A 17,171-nucleotide genomic window follows, 5' to 3' on the forward strand; every position below is an offset into this window, starting at 1 on the left:
AAAGAAAAAGGAAGCAATAATGCGTGTTTATCTGCGTAATCTCATCGCCGGATTCGTCGCCGTGCTCTTATGCGTCGTCGCGCTGGGCATGATCTATCCGGCCGCGGTGTGGGGAATATCTCGCATCACCCCGAAATCTGCCGATGGAAACCTTATCTACCAGGGTGAATGCCTGGTCGGTTCCACTCAGATTCAGGATGGCTTGGAAGATGGCCCCTACTTCTTCGCCCGCGCGGAAGGTATGAGTAACTACGGCACATCAAGTACGGAGCTAGAGAAGGCCATCCGGGAACGCCGAGAGGAGATTGCTCAGCGCGAAGGCGTATCAGTGGAGCACGTGCCTGCCGATGCCGTTACCGGCTCCGGTTCCGGCGTGGATTCCGGCATCAGTCCTGAGTACGCGGAGCTGCAGGCTCCGCGTGTGGCCCGGGAACAGGGTATGCCTATCGAAGACGTGAAGAAGCTGATTGCAGACAATACTGAGCATGCCAGCCTGGGTTTCTTGGGCGAGGACACGGTAAATGTGACCACACTCAACATTGCATTGCCCACGCCAACCCCTTGCTCATAAAGATCAGCTCATAAGATGAAGCAATGTTGACCGAACCGACGACACCCCCGACGCGGGTCAAACGCGGCACCCTGAAGATTCTGTTGGGCGCCGCTCCCGGCGCGGGCAAAACCTGCGCCATGCTCAGCGAAGCGCACACGCTGGTCGACCAAGGCCGCGACGTTGTCGTTGGGGTAGTGGAAGACCACGGGCGCGCGTACACCAAGGCCCTGTGCGAGGGGCTGGAGATTGTTCCGAGGCGCACTGTCGAGGGCATTTCCGCGGGTGAAATGGACACCGCGGCGGTTATCCAGCGGCACCCGGAGATCGTTCTCGTCGATGAGTTCGCGCACTCTAATCCGCGCGGCGAGGTTCACGAGAAGCGGTGGGAAGACATTGAGCAGATCCTGGACGCCGGAATTGATGTCATGTCGACTCTCAATATCCAGCATCTGGAGAGTCTCAATGACGTTATCAAGCAGATCACGGGCATCGCGCCGCAGGAAACGGTGCCGGACGAGGTAGTACGTGCTGCCGATGAGATCGAGCTTGTTGACGTTTCCCCACAGCTGTTGCGCACCCGTCTGAGCGACGGCCACGTGTACCGCGAGGCGCGCATTGAGCCTGCACTCAACAACTACTTCCGCGTGGGAAATCTCACCGCGCTGCGCGAGTTGGCACTGCTGTGGCTAGCGGATCAGGTTGATGAGGCACTCATCACTTATCGCTCGGATCAGAAAATCACCGAAACGTGGGAAGCGCGTGAGCGGGTGGTTGTGGCCATCCAAAACGTTGCCCATGCTGAGACTCTTATCCGCCGCGGACGGCGCATCGCGACAAAATCCTCGGCGGAATTGCACGTGGTCCACGTTGTTTTCGGTGATTCCTTCACCTCTCGTTCCTCCTCGGTGGGGGGATCAGCGCAACAGCTCGCCCGGCTGCAGTCCTTAGCCCAGGATGTGGGCGCACGACTGCACCAGGTTACCGGGGACAGCGTCCCAGAAGCCCTGCTTAATTTTGCCCGGAGTGTCAACGCCACCCAGCTCGTAGTGGGGGTCTCGCCGCGGCGTCGTTTCGGCGTGCACTGGCACGGTACGGTAGCGGAAACGGTGCTGCGTGAATCCGGCTCAATTGACTGTCACATAGTCAACCTTCCCCCGGAAAAACCACTTCCGCTCACACGGATGCTGCATCCTTTCCGCCCTTTCCCGCAGCGCGCCATCGCGTGGCTTAGCTCAGCGTTGGCTTTCGTGGGGCTCACTGCGCTGTTGGTGCAAGCTGACGGCCAGGATTTGGGAACAGGTACTTGTTCCGCGTTCTACTTTGCGCTCATCCTGCTTGTCAGTTTGCTGGGAGGCCTGTGGCCGGCCGTAGTGGTGGCGGTGGCTTCCGGCCTAGCGGTCAACTGGTTCTTCACCGAGCCGATCCATACCTTCGATATTGCTGATCCCGCTAACGCCGTGATCGCCGTAGTCATGGTGGCTATTGCGCTGGCCGTCGGCATGCTCGTGCGCCGCGCCAAGATTGAGCGTGCGAACTCGGCTATTGCTGCGCGTGATGCTGAGCTACTCACGGTGTTTTCCCGCGCCGCCTTGAATCGCCGCGCGGATTCTTCTCCGAAGGATGCCGTGATGCGCAAGGTGGGGGAGGCTTTTAATTGTCGTAGAGCAGAGCTGCTGGATGAAAACGGTGACGTTCTTGCCACCTGGCGCGCAGCTACCCCCGAACGCACTTCGAAACACCTTCATATTCCCGAAAAAGTGCGCCATGAACAGGAAGTGGACACCGTTGTTGCGAGCGCAGATGGCACGGTTCAGCTGCGTCTCGAGGGCCCGACATTGTCTGCTCGTGACCGAGGTCTGGTCACCGTGGTAGCGGGCTATCTCGCAGGCATTGTTCGCCGCGAAAAGCTCTCTGCTGAGGCCGCGCGCGCAGATGCGATAGCCGCTGCTGACGAGTTGCGCCGAGCGCTGCTGTCTAGTGTGAGCCACGACCTGCGTACCCCGCTGGCCACGGCCAAGTTGGCGGTGTCCTCGTTGCGCAACGCTGACATTGAATTCACTCCCGAAGACCAGGACATGCTTTTGGCAGAAACTGCGGCGAGCATCGAGGAACTTACCGGATTGGTAACCAATTTGCTGGATTACTCCCGGCTCACAGCCGGCGCCATAACCGCCCGCCGAGACATCGTCGACGTAGCCGAAGTGGCTAATCGCGCCATTGCTTCCTGTGCCTTCGGGCATTCCCGAGAGCAAATTGGGCGCATTCACCTTGACCCTAGCGTGCGTGGAGTTACGTGCTGCGCGGATACGGCGCTCATGGAGCGCGTCTTGGCCAATCTCTTCGATAACTCCTTGCGCTATGCACCAACCGGCGACGTTACCTTGAGCGCCCAGACCACCACCGAACAGGTAGAACTGATCGTTGTCGATGAGGGCCCGGGCATCCCACCGGAGAAGCAGAAGGAACTGTTCCAAGCGTTTCAGCGTTTGGGTGATACCAGCAACGACAACGGTGTAGGCCTTGGCCTTTCTGTTGTCCAAGGCTTTGTAGAGGCCATGAGCGGTAGCATCGAGGTGGCTGCCACCCCGGGCGCAACCTTTATTTTGCGGTTTCCCGTCGCGGGAGGAGAACAAAAATGACGACGAAAAAGACCAGCATCGCCATTGTGGACGATGACCCCCGCCTACTTAATACGTTGAGTATTAACTTCAAGGCTCGTGGCTACGAGGTTCACCAGGCGCGTACAGGCGCAGAGGGACTACAGGTGGTGTCGCAGCAGCAGCCAGACGTTGTGATTTTGGACATGGGGCTGCCGGATATGGATGGCACCGTCGTGTTGGAAGGAATCCGCGGGTGGTCTGCGGTACCGGTCATCATCCTGACGGCGCGCTCCGATCCACTGTTTAGCGCCGCAGCTCTCGACCGTGGCGCGGACGACTACGTGACCAAGCCCTTCTCTATGGAGGAGCTTCTAGCCCGTGTGCGAGTGGCGTTGCGGCATGGTAGCCCACAGAGTCCGGTGAGGCGCACTGAGATCGCTGTGGTTCGCGCCGGGGATATCGTGATTGACGTTCCGCACCATTCCATCACCAAAGGTGGCGAGCCGCTGCATCTGACACCCACCGAGTGGGGCGTGCTCACCACGCTACTTCGCGCCCACGGTGGCTTGGTGCGCAAGGAGGACCTGCTCTCTGAGATCTGGGGTCCCGGCTTTGAGGGGCAGGGTCACTACCTCCGCATTTACACCTCCCAGTTGAGGCGCAAGTTGGAGGATGACCCCGCCCACCCACGGTACCTGCTCACAGAATCTGGGTTGGGTTATCGTTTCGTCATCCCAGAGACGGGATAGGAGAGCGACCTAACTTAAAGGTGGCGAAAAATGAGACACAATTCTCAAAAAAGGGTACCTATTGGTCGGCAGGTAGTATAAACTCCTCGCTAATACTCGTCCGCATGTGGATGCTGAAGGTTCCACTTTCAGGCTCATGCGGACGGGATGTGCTCTACAAGAAGGTGCTCTCATGTCCTCAACAACCACGACAAAAACTACGTCAACGCGCGATACGTTTAACACCCGCTTCGTCTTCCTTATGGCTGCTATTGGCTCCGCTGTGGGCCTGGGTAATATTTGGCGCTTCCCCTACGTTGCTTATGACAACGGTGGTGGCGCCTTCCTCATCCCGTACATGGTGGCGCTGCTGACCGCGGGTATTCCGATTCTCTGGTTTGACCTGGCCATTGGTCACCGCTTCCGTGGTTCAGCACCGCTGGCCTTCCGCCGCATTGGTAAAAGCTGGGAAGGCGTTGGCTGGTTCAAGGTCGGCGTGAACTTCTTCATTGCGATCTACTACGCCGCCATCATTGCCTGGGCGGCGTTGTACACCGTGAAGTCGGTAAAGCAGGCGTGGGGTGACGATCCTGCCACCTACTTCATGAGTGATTTCCTCCAAGCAGACCCAGAGACCACTTATTCCGGCGACGTGGTTCCCTCCATCCTCATCGTCATGATCCTCGTGTGGATCATCTGCATTGCGACGTTGGCCACGAGCATTAACGAGGGAATTGGCAAACTGACGTCGATCTTCTTGCCGGTTCTGGCGGTTATGTTCATCATCCTCGTGGTGCGCGCATTCTTCTTGGAAGGCGCCACGGTTGGCCTGAATGCCTTCTTTACTCCGGACTGGTCCGTACTGAGCAACCCCTCAGTGTGGATTGCGGCCTACGGCCAGATTTTCTTCTCGCTGTCCATCGGCTTCGGCATCATGATCACCTACGCGTCTTACCTCAAGCCGCGTACCAACCTTACGAACACCGGCCTGGTTACCGCCTTTGCGAACTCCTCCTTCGAGGTCCTCGCTGGAATTGGTGTCTTTGCCACCTTGGGCTACATGGCGGCGCAGCAGGGCGTGGCCGTGGATGAGGTGGCCTCCTCCGGTATCGGCTTGGCGTTCATCGCCTTCCCGACCATCATCAACCTTATGCCGTGGGGCGGATTCTTCGGTGTCCTCTTCTTTGGCTCACTGTTCTTGGCCGGTGTGACCTCGTTGATTTCCATCATGGAGGTCGTGGTTTCCGCAGTGGCCGATAAGTTCGATGTGTCCCGCCGGGTATCCGCGATTTTCGTCGGCAGCGTCATGGCGGTTCTGTCCTGCTTCCTCTTCTCCACGTCTTCCGGGCTGGTCACGCTGGACATCATGGATAAGTTCACCAATAACCTGGGTATCGTCTTTGGCTCTATCTGCGCGCTGATTGTGGTGGGCTGGATTACCGGCCGTCGCCGTGAAATCCAGCAGCACCTCAACGCCGTGTCCCAGTTCAAGGTTGGTGGCTTCTGGCAGATTCTCACCTTCGTGGCTACGCCGCTGCTTCTGGTGTACTTCCTTGTCAACGAGATTCTCACCATCGCGCGTGAAGGTTATGAGGGCTATGCCTCTATCCAGATTGGGCTCTTTGGTTGGGCAGCCCTCGGCCTCATCCTGTTGGGAAGTCTGCTTATGCCGCTCGTAGCTTTCCGCGGCAACAAGTACCTCGACGGGATAGAGACCTCGGATTACGGCGTCCCAGTCGGCGGGCGCCCCGCAGGTACTCCAAACCCGCTGGCTGCTGGCACTGTGTCAGAAGTGAGCACCGAGAGCGCAGCCGCGCCCGGACACAATGCCGTGCCCGTTTCAGGCCAGAAATAACAACTAGTAGGAAAGGAGAATGACCATGACTACCAGCGCAATCCTGCTCTTTATCCTCTTCGTCGTCGTCATCTGGGGTGGACTAGTGGTGTCCTCCATCTGGCTAGCCCGCACTGACGATGACACTACGGGCGAGCTGGGCTCCGCCCCCGGTACGGATGACGAAGCCCTGTCACATCGCGTTCATCAGCGCAGTTAAATTTCCACCACTGTGCGTCCGTGGCGGGTGCCGGCACGCAGTTCCTTGGCGGCCGCGGTGACGGCGTCGAGCGGCACGGTTTCCGTAATGGAGTGCAGCAGGTCGAGGTCCAGGTGATCGTCGAGAAGCTGCCAAGCAGCCTCACGCACCGCGCGCGGAGCATCGACGGAGTTGCCACCCGCCAGCACGATGCCACGCAGGATGAACGGCAGCACCGAAGCCGGCAAGTCTGGGCCGGCCGCCATGCCGGTGGCTGCGACAACACCACCCCAGCGCACCTGCGCCAGAACGTTAGCCAAAACAGTGGAGCCAGCGGTGTCGATGGCGCCGTCGTAAAGCGCCTTTTGCAGCGGACGCCCAGTTTCCGAGAGCGCAGCGCGGTCCAAAATGTGATCCGCACCCAGCCGAGTGAGGTACTCCGATTGGGAGTCCACGCGGCCAGTCACAGCGGTGACCTCGTAGCCGGCAGACTTGAGCAACTGCACGGCGATGGAGCCCACGCCGCCTGTCGCGCCGGTGACGAGGATGTGACCTTCCGTCGTGCCGTGCGTGCGCAGCTGGTTCACGCAGATAGCCGCGGTGTAGCCGGCGGTGCCGATGGCAGCAGCATCGTGGGCGCTGAAGCGCTCCGGAACGGGAATGGTGGCCTCACCGTTGACGCGCTGCTGGGTGGTGTAGCCGCCGTGACGGAACTCGCCCAGGCCGTCGCCGAAGGCTGCGACGAGCTGGCCCGGTTTCAAACGCTCATCCGTGGTTTCTTCCACGGTGCCGACGACGTCAATGCCGGGCACGAGTGGGTCGATGCGCATGACGCCCTTATCGCCCTCCAAAGCCATGGCGTCTTTGTAGTTAAGGGAGGAAAACTGAACATTGACCAGCGTGTCCCCTTCTGCCAGAACCTGCTCGTCCTGGAAAGTCTGGGAAACGCCGGACTCGGTGCGGGTGACAATGAGTGTGCTCATGCGCACTATCCTACCGACACTGTGAAGCAGCCTCTTGGCAGCAAATGCACTAGGAACTTGTCAGCTTTTCCTCTTACAGTGGCCACCATGAGCACCACAGAGCTACGCCACACTCGAAACCGGCTTGCGCCCGTGCCGGATCCGTACCGGCATGTGCTTCGCGACGCCCTCCTAGTCACCCTCCTCGCCCTTGTCACCGTGGGGCTAGCCACGCTGGGCAAGCCCTTCATGGAGATCCCGGGAGTCGTGGATGGCTCTGCGCATGCGGTACGCAAGGTGAACCTGCACCTCTTTGGCGGTTTTGAGACGGCCTCGGTGTGGTATGGAGCGTGGAGCGATCTCTTTGGCAACATCCTTCTTTTTATGCCCTTCGGTGCGGCCGTGTACGTGGTGGGGCGCTCTCTGCGCCGGATTCGCTGGGGTCTCGGTGGAGCACTACTGGCAGGTCTCATGGTGAGCCTGGGGATTGAAACTGCCCAGTACGTCTTCTGCCTAGGCTTTAGCGATATTGATGATGTCCTTTACAACACCGTGGGCAGTGTTCTGGGGGCACTTCTTATGGCGCGGCTGAGCCGTGAGGCACGAATGAAGATCCTGCAACGCCTTGGCTTTCTCCTAGCACTGGCATCAGTGGCGCTTATCGGAGCCATGCTGCTGAACTAGGCGTTTGCTAACTTATGCGTTCGGCGATGGTGGTCGCTACCTGTCGCGCATAAGGAGAAACACCGGTAATCGTGGCCGAACCAGGACCAGTCCACGAGCCGTAGCCCACGGGAAAGAAACCTTCCACCGTGGGCTTTCCGTTACGGAGCAGCCCGGTAAAAGGGCGCAGGGCGGGCCTAAAACCGGTAGCCCAGATGAGATCACTAAAGCCCTGCTCGGTGAGTTCATCGAGGGAATCGAACATCGGGGCAGCGCCTAACAGCCCGCTATCCCGGGCCTTGAGCACCGGCGGGACCATGACGATGTCACCCAGTTCCGACTCCGATCCGGGATCGGGCTCCCCCTTTGCCAAGGCGAGCATGCGCTGCCGGTTGCGGCTAAAGAGCACGCGGTCGTCCACGTCATCCGGCATCCACCGCGGCGGATGCGTGGTAAACCACGTGGTGTCCACGCCTTCCAGGGCAAGCTCGGCGGCGATTTGGGCACCTGAGTTGCCTGCGCCCACGACGGCGACACGCCCCGCATCGTGCTGTGCGTCGGGGAGAAACGGCGCGGGGCCGGGGTAATTCGCCGTGTGCCATTGGCGGCCCGCAAACGCGCCGGGGTAGAAGGGGATAAAGGGCGCGGACCACGTACCCGTGGCCGCCACAACGGTGCGGGCTAGGAACTCCCCGCGGTTCGTGGTGAGGCGGAAGAACGGAGCGTCGTACAGTACATCGGTGACATTTACCCCATGCCGAACGGGCAGGTCATAGCGCTCCTCGTAGCGCGTGAGGTAGTCGACCACATGGGTTGCCGGCGGAAACCCGGGGTAGTGCGGCATGGGCCAGCCGGGAAGAGTGGAGGACTCAGCATCGCTAAACAGCGTCAGCGAGTCCCACACGTGCTGCCAGGCACCGCCGGGGGAGGGGTTGGCGTCGAGGATGAGAAAGTCGAGCTTCTTTTTGCGCAAGTAGTAGCCGGTGGCGAGGCCGGATTGGCCACCACCGACGACGATGCAGTCATAGGTATGCATTGGCTTAAATGAGTTTGCGCTCGCGGGCAGCGGACACCGCAGCGGTACGGGTCTCCACTCCGAGCTTCTGGTAGACGTGGATCAGGTGGGTCTTGACCGTGGCCTCAGAGATGAACAGCTCCTGCGCAATCTGCTTATTGGACTGTCCCGTGGACAAGGCCTGAAGGATCTCCAATTCACGGGCAGAGAGTGCCGTCTCCGGCTGGGCTAGGCGCTCCGCCAGGAGGTTGGTGACCTCGGGGGCTAACGTGCGCTTTCCCGCAGCGGTGTCGAGGACCGCGTTATGCAGGGCTTCCTCAGGAGCGTCCTTGAGGAGGTAGCCCATTGCGCCAGCTTCGACCGCGGCGAGGATATCCGCCTGGGTGTCATAGGTGGTGAGGATCAACACCGGTGGGCCGTTGAGCTCACGCACGCGCCGGGTGGCGGCGATACCATCGACATCCGGCATCTGGATGTCGCAGACGACTACGTCGATCGGGGGGACGTCGTCAAGCAGCAGCTTCTCTACTGCCGAACCGTCAGAGCCTTCCAGAACCACATCAATGTCGTGGAACGTGTTGAGAATGGCGCGCAGCCCGGCGCGGACCACGGGGTGATCATCGATGAGCATCACGTTAACCATTGCGGCTGCTTCCTGTTGGGAGTCGCACCGCGAGCGCGGTGCCGGCCGGTGAGGATTCTACCTGGACGGAGCCACCGACGCTGCGAACACGCTGCTCCAAGCCGGTCAGGCCGAAGCCTTGTGGGCCGTCGATGCCGCGGCCATCGTCGACCACGTCCAAGGTGATTTCATCTGTGAAAGCGCCCAGCGTAACTACTGCACGGTTGGCGTCGGCATGCTTCATCACGTTGGTCAGGCCCTCGCGCGCGGAACGCAGAATGACGTGGTGGAGCTCGGTAGGCACCTCGCCGCGGCCGGTGAGTTTGAGGCTCAACTGCGTGCGCAGACCCAGACCGTGTGCCTGGGCCTGGAGCTCATCTACCAGTGCACGTAGACCTTCATCGATGGAGGAGGTTGGGGCGGCGAGTTCTTTGACGAAGCGACGAGCTTCGGCGAGGTTGTCCTTGGCCACCTTCTCAATGAGTTCGAGCTGCGCGGTGGTCTCCTCTGGGTCCGTGCTGTTTTTGGCAGCGCGGCTGAGCAGCACGATGGAGGATAGGCCCTGGGCCACGGTGTCATGAATCTCCCGGGAGAGCCGCTCGCGCTCCTCCAGACGGCCGGCTTGGTGCTCGGTGGCGGCGAGTTCCTCCTGTGTTTCACGCAGTTGCTTGGCGACGGCCGCGTGGTGCACCGCCTCCGCCTGAATCTTGCGGGCCGCGTGATAGACGGCCACGGCGAAACAGGTGCCGATGAAGGGACCGATGGCGGCAGCCGCTGTCCATGCCTGGGGATGTAGCCAGGCGGGGATAAAGGCGGCGATGGCCCACAGCACAACGCTGGCGAGGATGCCAGGCCAGAAGGGAAGAGCATGGACAAAGACGAAGACCAGGGGGAATTCCATCCACATGAAGTCTTGGGCATGCACCATGAGGCCGATCCACAGCAGGCAGAGCGCAGCGAGCCACAGCGTGGTGGGTACGGGCTTGGCGGGCTTGCGGGCAGCGTAGAGCACGAAGCCGGCGTAGACCACGGCGAGGGCAATCGAGAGCCCGAGGACTCGGGCATCGAGCCGGTTATCGGCCCAGGCGCGGAGTACGCCGAAGACCAGCAGGAATCCGAACATGACGTGGAGGCCAACGGTCCACAGGCTGTTTCGCATCATCACGCCGATCCAGCCTATCGCCTCAGCGGTTGAGGCCGAATCAACCAACTGGTTGAGTGAAGGTTCAACTAGGTACCCGATTACTTTCTCTTCGCGCGTGAGCAGTATGAATACTATGTTCCTTGCATTGAGAGAGATAGTCACCGCCCGTGGTCGTTTCTTCCTGATCGGCGGCGTCGTGGCTCTAATTACGTTGTTGCTCGTTATGCTGTCCGGCCTGACCCAAGGCCTGTCCAAGCAAAATACGTCCGCCCTGGAGGCGCTCGGTGAAAACACCCCGAACGTGACGTTTTCTACCGAGGACCCGTCCTTTACGGAATCAGAAATCTTCGCTGAAGACGTCACCGCTGGTGCTATCCCGCTGGGCGCTACCCAGACCAAGCTTGACGGACAGGGCGGCGTAGCTGTCTTCGGTCTGCCGGCTGGTACTGAGATCCCCGGTACGGACACCCTCATCCCGGATCGCGGCATGGTTCTGAGCGAATCTATCGACGAGGAGATGAACGCGCCTTCCCAGGCCACGCTCGGTGGCGTGGATCTGGACGTGCGCGGCGCGGTGCCGGATGAGTACTACTCCCACTCCCCGGTCGTATGGGTAGACACCGCCACCTGGCAGAAGGTCTCCCACGCCCGCGAGGACATGGTGGGTGTTGCCCTGTTGAGCGCGGAACCGACTGATAGCTCCGTCTCGATGGCTAAGGCCCTGTCTGGCCTGCCGGCTTATAGCTCGGAGCGCGGTTCCCTGCTCACCATGCAGGCATTCCTCTACGGCATTTCCGCCCTGGTGACCATTGCTTTCCTCAGCATCTGGACCATCCAGCGCACCCGTGACCTGTCCATCCTCCGCGCTCTTGGTGCCAGCGTGACGTACTTGCTCAAGGACGCTATTGCCCAGGCGGCCATCATCCTCGCCGCCGGTGTGGGCGCCGGCGCGCTCGTCGGCTGGCTGCTGGGCCTCGCCGCACAGGGCACCGTGCCCTTCGAGGTTTCTGTAATGACGGTCATCGTTCCCGCACTCGGCATCTGGCTGCTCGGCATCGCCGGTGCCTTCCTCGCCACCCGCCGCGTATCCAAGATCAATCCGCTCGACGCCCTAGGAGGCAACGCCTAATGACTACCACTGCTACTCCTGCTCTGTCCCTTCGCGACATCGTGGTGACCTACCCCGACGGCGAGTCCCGTGTTACCGCTCTGGATGGTGTGAGCCTAGACGTGAAGCCTGGCGAGCTCACCGCTGTCATTGGTGAGTCCGGCTCCGGCAAATCGACCTTGCTATCCGTAGCCGCCGGCCTCATCGAGCCTGATTCCGGAACCGTCGAGATGCACGGCACCCGCGGCCTCATCTTCCAGCAGGCCAACCTCATTGCATCTCTGACCGCGCGTGAGCAACTACTCATCATCGACCACTTGGAAGGCCGAAAGCCACGCCAGGATCGTGCCGATGAGCTCTTAAGCTTCGTGGGCCTTGAGGACTTTGGTAACCGCCGTATGAACCAGCTGTCTGGTGGTCAGCGCCAGCGCGTCAACATTGCCCGCGCTCTTATGGGCCAGCCGTCCGTGTTGCTGGCGGACGAGCCGACCTCTGCCTTGGACTCCAAGCTTTCGCGTGAGATTGCCAAGCTTCTGCGCGGTGTTACCGAAGACTTCGACACCGCAACCCTGTTCATTACCCACGACCGTAGCCTGCTTGATTACGCTGACCGTGTCCTCGAAGTCAAGGATGGCAAGGTTTCCGCTTACTCGGAGGTCGCGGCCTAGCCCTCGCTATTAATTCAAGGAACTAATTTTCCTCCTCGGTGCCCGAACCAGGCGAGTACGGAGTACATTAGTACTTCGATATGCTTCGACCTCGCCGCCTACGGGTAACCCCTACCGACTATGAGCGCATGCAACAATGGACCCCGCTGCATGCGCTCATGTTGACGATTACCATCGCTGCCTGCGGTGTCTTTATCGTCGGCGCTCGCCGCGTTAAAGGCACAAGCCGTGAAAAGTTCGTCCGCCAGATGGTCGGCTGGGTCCTTTTGGTCCTCGGCACCGCATGGACAGTTATTTCCCTGGACCCTTCCCAGTTCGATATCCGGGAGTCCCTCCCGCTGCACCTTTGTGACGTGCTGCGTCCCATCTTGGCGCTCGGCCTTATTACCGGCAACGAGCATGCGCTGACCCTGACGTATTTCTGGGGCATCATCCTTAACCCGCAGGCCATCATCACCCCGGATGTCATCTACTACTTTGCCCCGCGCTGGCTGCGTTTTAGCACCTACTGGTTCTTCCACATCGTGGCCCTCGCCGTGCCGTTGGGTCTGACCTTTGGCTTAGGCTATCGGCCGACGTGGAAAGGCTACCGCTTTGCCGTGAAGGTCACGCCCATCTGGATGGCCATCGCCATGGCGGTCAACGCCAAGACAGACGGCAACTACGGCTTCCTCAACCACGCGCCGGGCAGTCCCTCCATCATCAACCTGCTGGGTCCCTGGCCTGGCTACATCGCGGCAGAGACTCTTGCCGTCGCGGCAGCATGGGCCGGAATGACGTGGCCGTGGGAAAACACCTCGCTGCGTCGCGGAACCGTGCCGGTGGGCACTCGGGGACTGCTGCGCAAGTCCGTCGGTACTGCGTCCGGGATCCTGCGCCGGGCCACTGTACGTTTTCGTAAATAGTGGCCCGCAAATCGCGAAATTCTAGGGCTTCGTTGCGAAAACGTACCAAGACGGCGGCGGCCAGGTACGGATCGATCAAATAAGGCCCCAGATCTTCGGATTTTTGGGGTGCTATTTGATCGAAACGTACTTAGTAGCGGAGCTAGCGCTCCGCGTTGAGGAGCCGGGCAATGGCCTGTGGGATGGCTGCGGCGATCTGGGAGGACGAGCAGGGCGCGAAGCCGTCGGGGGTTTCGGCCGCGATGGCCGCCGCGTGCGCGTGGATGGCCCCGGCGTGGAGAACTTCGGCGATGACCTCAGTGGGGGATGCGGCGGGCGCGGTGGCGGAAAGCTGAGCCATGACCGCACCGAGGATGCCGGAGAGCACGTCGCCGGAGCCGGGAGTCGCGGCATAGGAATGGCCGGAATTGAAGGAGTACTGCGGCTGGCCGGGTGCGGTGACGCGGGTGAGGCGGCCTTTGAGCAGGATGATGCTGTTCAGTTCCTCGGCTAGCTCGCGGAGGGCGCGGCTCCAGCCGGTAGCCGCATCGGGCGAAGAGCCGAAGGTGGCCTCGTAGAGGCGGGTGAATTCGCCTTCGTGTGGGGTGAGGATGGTCAGCGGATGATCGGTGACTGTCCGGCGCAAGGAGGTGTTGCGCGCCAGAAGCGTGAGGGCGTCGGCATCGATGACGGTGGGCAGACCTTGTGCCAGTACCTTTCGCAGTTCGGAGGCCGCCGCCGAATCGGTGCCGCGGCCGGGACCCACGACCCACGCCTGGGCGCGCCCAGCGGAGACGACATCGGGGTGGCAGACCAGCTCGGGGAGAAGCGCGGTAATGGTGTTATCGCCGATGAAGCGCACCATCGACGGCGTGGCCCGCACCGCCGCGGTGGCGCACAGAATGCCCGCGCCCGGGTAAGCCTCACTGCCGGCAGCGAGGGCGACGACGCCACCGGAATACTTATCGGAACGCGCGGCGGGAGTGGGATCGGTCATGGGGCCGGTGCAACCGACGGGCCAGGGACGAGTGAGGCGCCCGCCAGGAAGATCGAGTTCGCCCGGGAGCCACTCCCAGGGCGTCGGAACGGTGGGTTCATGGGCGATGAATGCGGCAGGATTATCCAGCTCAGCGAGGGCCTCAGCGAAGGAAGGTGCGCCGGGTAAGAAGAGGTCGGAGACCACCACCTGTCCACATTCAGCGGCCAACGCGTGGCCCAGTCGCGGTGAGCCAAACGTGACGGTGACATTGGCCTCGACAGCATCCGCGGCGACAACGCCGGTATCGGCATCAACACCTGTGGGCATATCGACGGCGACAACGGGCACGCTGGTAGCAGTGGCCTCGCGGTAGAGCGACAGCGCGGCGCCGGTCAGGCCACGGGCGGAACCGAGGCCCGCGATAGCGTCGATAAGCAGTGCGGTGCCTGTCGGCAGCGCGGACATAGGAGGAAGGACCGTGGCACCCGCGGCGAGGAAGGCCTCCAGTGCTGCCTCGTGGTGCTTCTCGGGGACTAGGGCATGGACGGTGATACCACGCTCGGCCAAGAGCGCGCCGGCAAAGAGTCCATCGCCGCCATTGCCGCCCGGCCCAGCGAGAATGACAACCGCGCCGGGGTGAGCAGCCAGCATCGAGGTGGCAGCTTCCGCCACCGCTGCGGCGGCAAGTTTCATGAGCTGATCCGGCTCCGATTGCTGGGCTAGAAGCTGCTCTTCAGCAGCACGAACAGTGGCAACGGTATAAGCAGGGCGCATACCCTACGAGTCTAGCCCTGGCAGGTAGGGCACCAGAAGAGGTTGCGGCCCTGTATGACCTTCTCCTGTATCTCCGTGCCGCACACATGGCAGGGCTGCCCGGCGCGGCGGTAGACGTAGACCTCGCCACCGTGGTCGTCCTTGCGCGGCTCGCGGCCCATGGCCTCCGGGGTATGGGCTGGGCGGACGGTGTCGATGCGGCCGTGTTCCACGCCGTAATCCATGAGACCTACCAAGTCAGACCAGATTGCATCGAACTCGGCGCGGTCGAGCTGACTGCCGGGGATGAAGGGGGAGAGTGCTTGGCGGAAGAGCGCCTCGGCGCGGTAGATGTTGCCAACTCCGGCGAAGAGGCCTTGGTCCATGAGCATCGCGCCGATACTGCGGCGTGAGGCATGTACCCGGGCCCACAGGGCATCGGGGTCAGCATCCTCACGCAGCGGATCCTGGCCCACCTTCGCCACCTTGGCCTGGTACTCCTCCTCCGTAATGAGTGTGCAGAACTGCGGGCCGCGCAGGTTCGCGGCCATCGTTCCGTTATCGATGCGCAGCCGGATTTGCCCCCACACATCAGCGGAAGGCTCAAAGCGCAGGGACCCAATGAGCCCCAAATGGATGTAAATCACGTGGCGCGGGCTGTCCGCATCGAAGTGGAGGAAGAGGTGCTTGCCAAAGGCTTCGGCGAGGGAGAGGGGTGAGGCGTCGACAAGCGCGGCCTCCGCAGCAAACCTGCCCTGGGGGCTGCTCACAGCCAGCGGCGCGCCGCGAAAGTCCGCATTGAGTGTCCGAGCAAGGCGGTGAATAACGTGTCCCTCAGGCATGTCAGGAAGTCTACGCGGGGGCAGTGCTGCTGTAGACTTTCCGGGTACTACCCGTTGAACGGAAGGGCCTAAATACTATGGGGCGCGCAATCGGTTTTGACCGTGAAAAATACATTGAGCTGCAGTCGGAGCACATCAACGCTCGACGCAAAGAAATCGGTGGGAAGCTTTACCTGGAAATGGGTGGCAAGCTTTTCGATGACATGCATGCCTCCCGCGTGCTGCCCGGTTTCACCCCGGATAACAAGATTGCGATGCTTGAGCGCATCAAAGATGACGTAGAAATCCTCGTCTGCATCAACGCAAAGGACATCGAGCGCCAGAAGATGCGCGGTGACCTGGGGATCCTCTACGAAGACGATGTGCTGCGGCTTGTCGACGTCTTCCGGGGCCGCGGCTTCCTTGTCAATAACATCGTCATGACGCAGCTCGAGGACGGCAACAGCCAGGCGGAGGCCTTCATCGAGCGCCTCGAGCGCCTGGGGCTGACGGTGGCGCGCCACCGCGTCATCCCGGGCTACCCCGCCAACATCGACCTCATCGTCTCCGAGGAGGGGTTGGGCAAGAACGACTACGTGGAGACCACCCGTGACCTCGTGGTGGTCACCGCGCCGGGGCCGGGCTCCGGTAAGTTGGCTACCGCACTATCGCAGGTCTACCACGAGAACGTGCGCGGCGTGCAGGCGGGCTACGCCAAGTTTGAGACCTTCCCCATCTGGAACCTGCCGCTCGACCACCCGGTGAACCTGGCATACGAGGCAGCCACGGTGGACCTTAACGACGCCAACGTCATCGACCACTTCCACCTCTCCGCGCACGGCGAGTCCACGGTGAACTACAACCGCGACGTCGAGGCCTTCCCGCTGCTGAAGTCCCTGCTGGAGCGCCTGACCGGCACCGTTCCCTACCAGTCCCCGACGGACATGGGCGTGAACATGGTGGGCTTCTGCATCACCGACGACGAGGTCTGCCGCGAGGCCTCCCGGCAGGAAATCATCCGTCGCTACTTCAAGACTTTGGTGGAGGAGGCCCGCAACGGCCTCGACTCTACGCAGTCCGAGCGTGCCGCCGTGGTCATGGCGAAGGCCGGCATCAAGTCCACCGACCGCCCGGTGGTGCTCCCGGCGCGTCAGAAGGCGGAGGAGACCGACGGCCCGGCGTCCGCGCTGCAGCTTCACGACGGCACCATCATCACCGGCCGCACCTCTCCACTCCTGGGCTGCTCGGCGGCCACCTTGCTCAATGCGCTCAAGCACCTGGCGGGTATCGACGATGACCTGCACCTGCTCTCGCCGGAATCCATCGAGCCGATCCAGACGCTGAAGACCAAGCATCTGGGTTCGCAGAACCCGCGCCTGCACACCGACGAGGTGCTCATCGCACTCTCTGTCTCCGCGGCCAAGGACGAGAACGCCCGCCGCGCGCTCGACGCACTGAAGGAACTCGAGGGCTGCGATGTCCACACCACCACCATCTTGGGTTCCGTGGATGAGGGCATCTTCCGCAACCTAGGTGTCCTGGTGACCTCCGATCCGGTCTTTGCCCGCAAGAGCGCGCTGTACCAGAAGCGCTGAGACTCCACCGAAAAATTGGGGATCTTGCCATTAGCAGGCCTAG

Annotated in this window: 16 protein-coding genes; 10 read left to right on the forward strand and 6 right to left on the reverse strand. The window is 61.5% G+C overall.

The window, feature by feature from the left end:
* The first annotated feature begins 19 nt into the window (after positions 1-19).
* The 5 genes from HMPREF2792_RS11365 (at position 20) to metS (ending at position 5,935) form a co-directional block, all read left to right on the forward strand.
* A complete protein-coding gene (locus HMPREF2792_RS11365) occupies positions 20-571 on the forward strand; it encodes a potassium-transporting ATPase subunit C (RefSeq protein WP_070533699.1) in 552 nt (183 codons plus the stop codon).
* Between the two features lie 23 nt (positions 572-594).
* Positions 595-3,192, forward strand: coding sequence for an ATP-binding protein (locus HMPREF2792_RS11370; protein WP_070533701.1), 2,598 nt, complete (start codon positions 595-597; stop codon positions 3,190-3,192).
* On the forward strand, positions 3,189-3,902 hold the full coding sequence (locus tag HMPREF2792_RS11375; protein ID WP_070533703.1) for a response regulator: 714 nt from the start codon (positions 3,189-3,191) through the stop codon (positions 3,900-3,902). The genes HMPREF2792_RS11370 and HMPREF2792_RS11375 overlap by 4 nt, the downstream gene beginning before the upstream one ends.
* A gap of 172 nt (positions 3,903-4,074) precedes the next feature.
* Positions 4,075-5,736 (forward strand): sodium-dependent transporter, encoded by a 1,662-nt coding sequence (locus HMPREF2792_RS11380; protein WP_070533704.1) that lies wholly within the window; start codon positions 4,075-4,077, stop codon positions 5,734-5,736.
* A 25-nt stretch (positions 5,737-5,761) separates the two neighbouring features.
* Complete coding sequence (metS, locus tag HMPREF2792_RS11385; RefSeq protein WP_070533705.1) at positions 5,762-5,935, forward strand: methionine/alanine import NSS transporter subunit MetS; 174 nt, start codon at positions 5,762-5,764, stop codon at positions 5,933-5,935.
* On the opposite strand, the gene HMPREF2792_RS11390 is transcribed toward metS, so the two are convergent.
* A complete protein-coding gene (locus HMPREF2792_RS11390; RefSeq protein ID WP_070533707.1) occupies positions 5,932-6,897 on the reverse strand; it encodes an acrylyl-CoA reductase family protein in 966 nt (321 codons plus the stop codon). The genes metS and HMPREF2792_RS11390 overlap by 4 nt on opposite strands.
* Before the next feature lie 87 nt (positions 6,898-6,984).
* On the opposite strand from HMPREF2792_RS11390, the gene HMPREF2792_RS11395 reads away from it, so the two are divergent.
* A complete protein-coding gene (locus tag HMPREF2792_RS11395) occupies positions 6,985-7,560 on the forward strand; it encodes a VanZ family protein (protein ID WP_070533709.1) in 576 nt (191 codons plus the stop codon).
* A 7-nt stretch (positions 7,561-7,567) separates the two neighbouring features.
* Here the strand turns inward: HMPREF2792_RS11395 and HMPREF2792_RS11400 are convergent, their stop codons facing one another.
* Genes HMPREF2792_RS11400 through HMPREF2792_RS11410 form a run of 3 tightly spaced genes read right to left on the reverse strand, consistent with a single transcriptional unit; the run spans position 7,568 to position 10,338 of the window.
* Positions 7,568-8,575: an NAD(P)-binding domain-containing protein gene (locus HMPREF2792_RS11400; protein WP_070533711.1), complete on the reverse strand. Its 1,008-nt coding sequence runs from the start codon at positions 8,573-8,575 to the stop codon at positions 7,568-7,570.
* Between the two features lie 4 nt (positions 8,576-8,579).
* Positions 8,580-9,197 (reverse strand): response regulator, encoded by a 618-nt coding sequence (locus HMPREF2792_RS11405; protein ID WP_070533713.1) that lies wholly within the window; start codon positions 9,195-9,197, stop codon positions 8,580-8,582.
* Entirely contained in the window at positions 9,190-10,338 is a 1,149-nt protein-coding gene (locus HMPREF2792_RS11410) for a sensor histidine kinase (RefSeq protein WP_070533714.1), read from the reverse strand. The genes HMPREF2792_RS11405 and HMPREF2792_RS11410 overlap by 8 nt, the downstream gene beginning before the upstream one ends.
* A gap of 115 nt (positions 10,339-10,453) precedes the next feature.
* Between HMPREF2792_RS11410 and HMPREF2792_RS11415 the strand changes: the two genes are divergently transcribed.
* From HMPREF2792_RS11415 to HMPREF2792_RS11425, 3 genes are all read left to right on the forward strand, one after another.
* Complete coding sequence (locus HMPREF2792_RS11415) at positions 10,454-11,449, forward strand: ABC transporter permease (protein ID WP_070533715.1); 996 nt, start codon at positions 10,454-10,456, stop codon at positions 11,447-11,449.
* The gene (locus HMPREF2792_RS11420) at positions 11,449-12,096 is read left to right on the forward strand and encodes an ABC transporter ATP-binding protein (protein WP_070533717.1); all 648 of its coding nucleotides are present in this window, start codon (positions 11,449-11,451) and stop codon (positions 12,094-12,096) included. Before HMPREF2792_RS11415 ends, HMPREF2792_RS11420 begins: the two co-directional genes overlap by 1 nt.
* Before the next feature lie 80 nt (positions 12,097-12,176).
* Complete coding sequence (locus tag HMPREF2792_RS11425) at positions 12,177-13,001, forward strand: YwaF family protein (protein ID WP_070533719.1); 825 nt, start codon at positions 12,177-12,179, stop codon at positions 12,999-13,001.
* 142 nt (positions 13,002-13,143) lie between these two features.
* Here the strand turns inward: HMPREF2792_RS11425 and HMPREF2792_RS11430 are convergent, their stop codons facing one another.
* Both HMPREF2792_RS11430 and HMPREF2792_RS11435 read right to left on the reverse strand, forming a co-directional pair.
* The gene (locus HMPREF2792_RS11430) at positions 13,144-14,733 is read right to left on the reverse strand and encodes an NAD(P)H-hydrate epimerase (RefSeq protein ID WP_070533720.1); all 1,590 of its coding nucleotides are present in this window, start codon (positions 14,731-14,733) and stop codon (positions 13,144-13,146) included.
* Between the two features lie 11 nt (positions 14,734-14,744).
* Positions 14,745-15,554 (reverse strand): Fpg/Nei family DNA glycosylase, encoded by an 810-nt coding sequence (locus tag HMPREF2792_RS11435; RefSeq protein ID WP_070533721.1) that lies wholly within the window; start codon positions 15,552-15,554, stop codon positions 14,745-14,747.
* 77 nt (positions 15,555-15,631) lie between these two features.
* On the opposite strand from HMPREF2792_RS11435, the gene HMPREF2792_RS11440 reads away from it, so the two are divergent.
* Positions 15,632-17,128 (forward strand): DUF1846 domain-containing protein, encoded by a 1,497-nt coding sequence (locus tag HMPREF2792_RS11440; RefSeq protein WP_070524200.1) that lies wholly within the window; start codon positions 15,632-15,634, stop codon positions 17,126-17,128.
* Positions 17,129-17,171: the final 43 nt, after the last annotated feature.

Origin of the sequence: Corynebacterium sp. HMSC068H04, assembly GCF_001811255.1 — a bacterium.
Lineage (GTDB): Bacteria > Actinomycetota > Actinomycetes > Mycobacteriales > Mycobacteriaceae > Corynebacterium > Corynebacterium hesseae.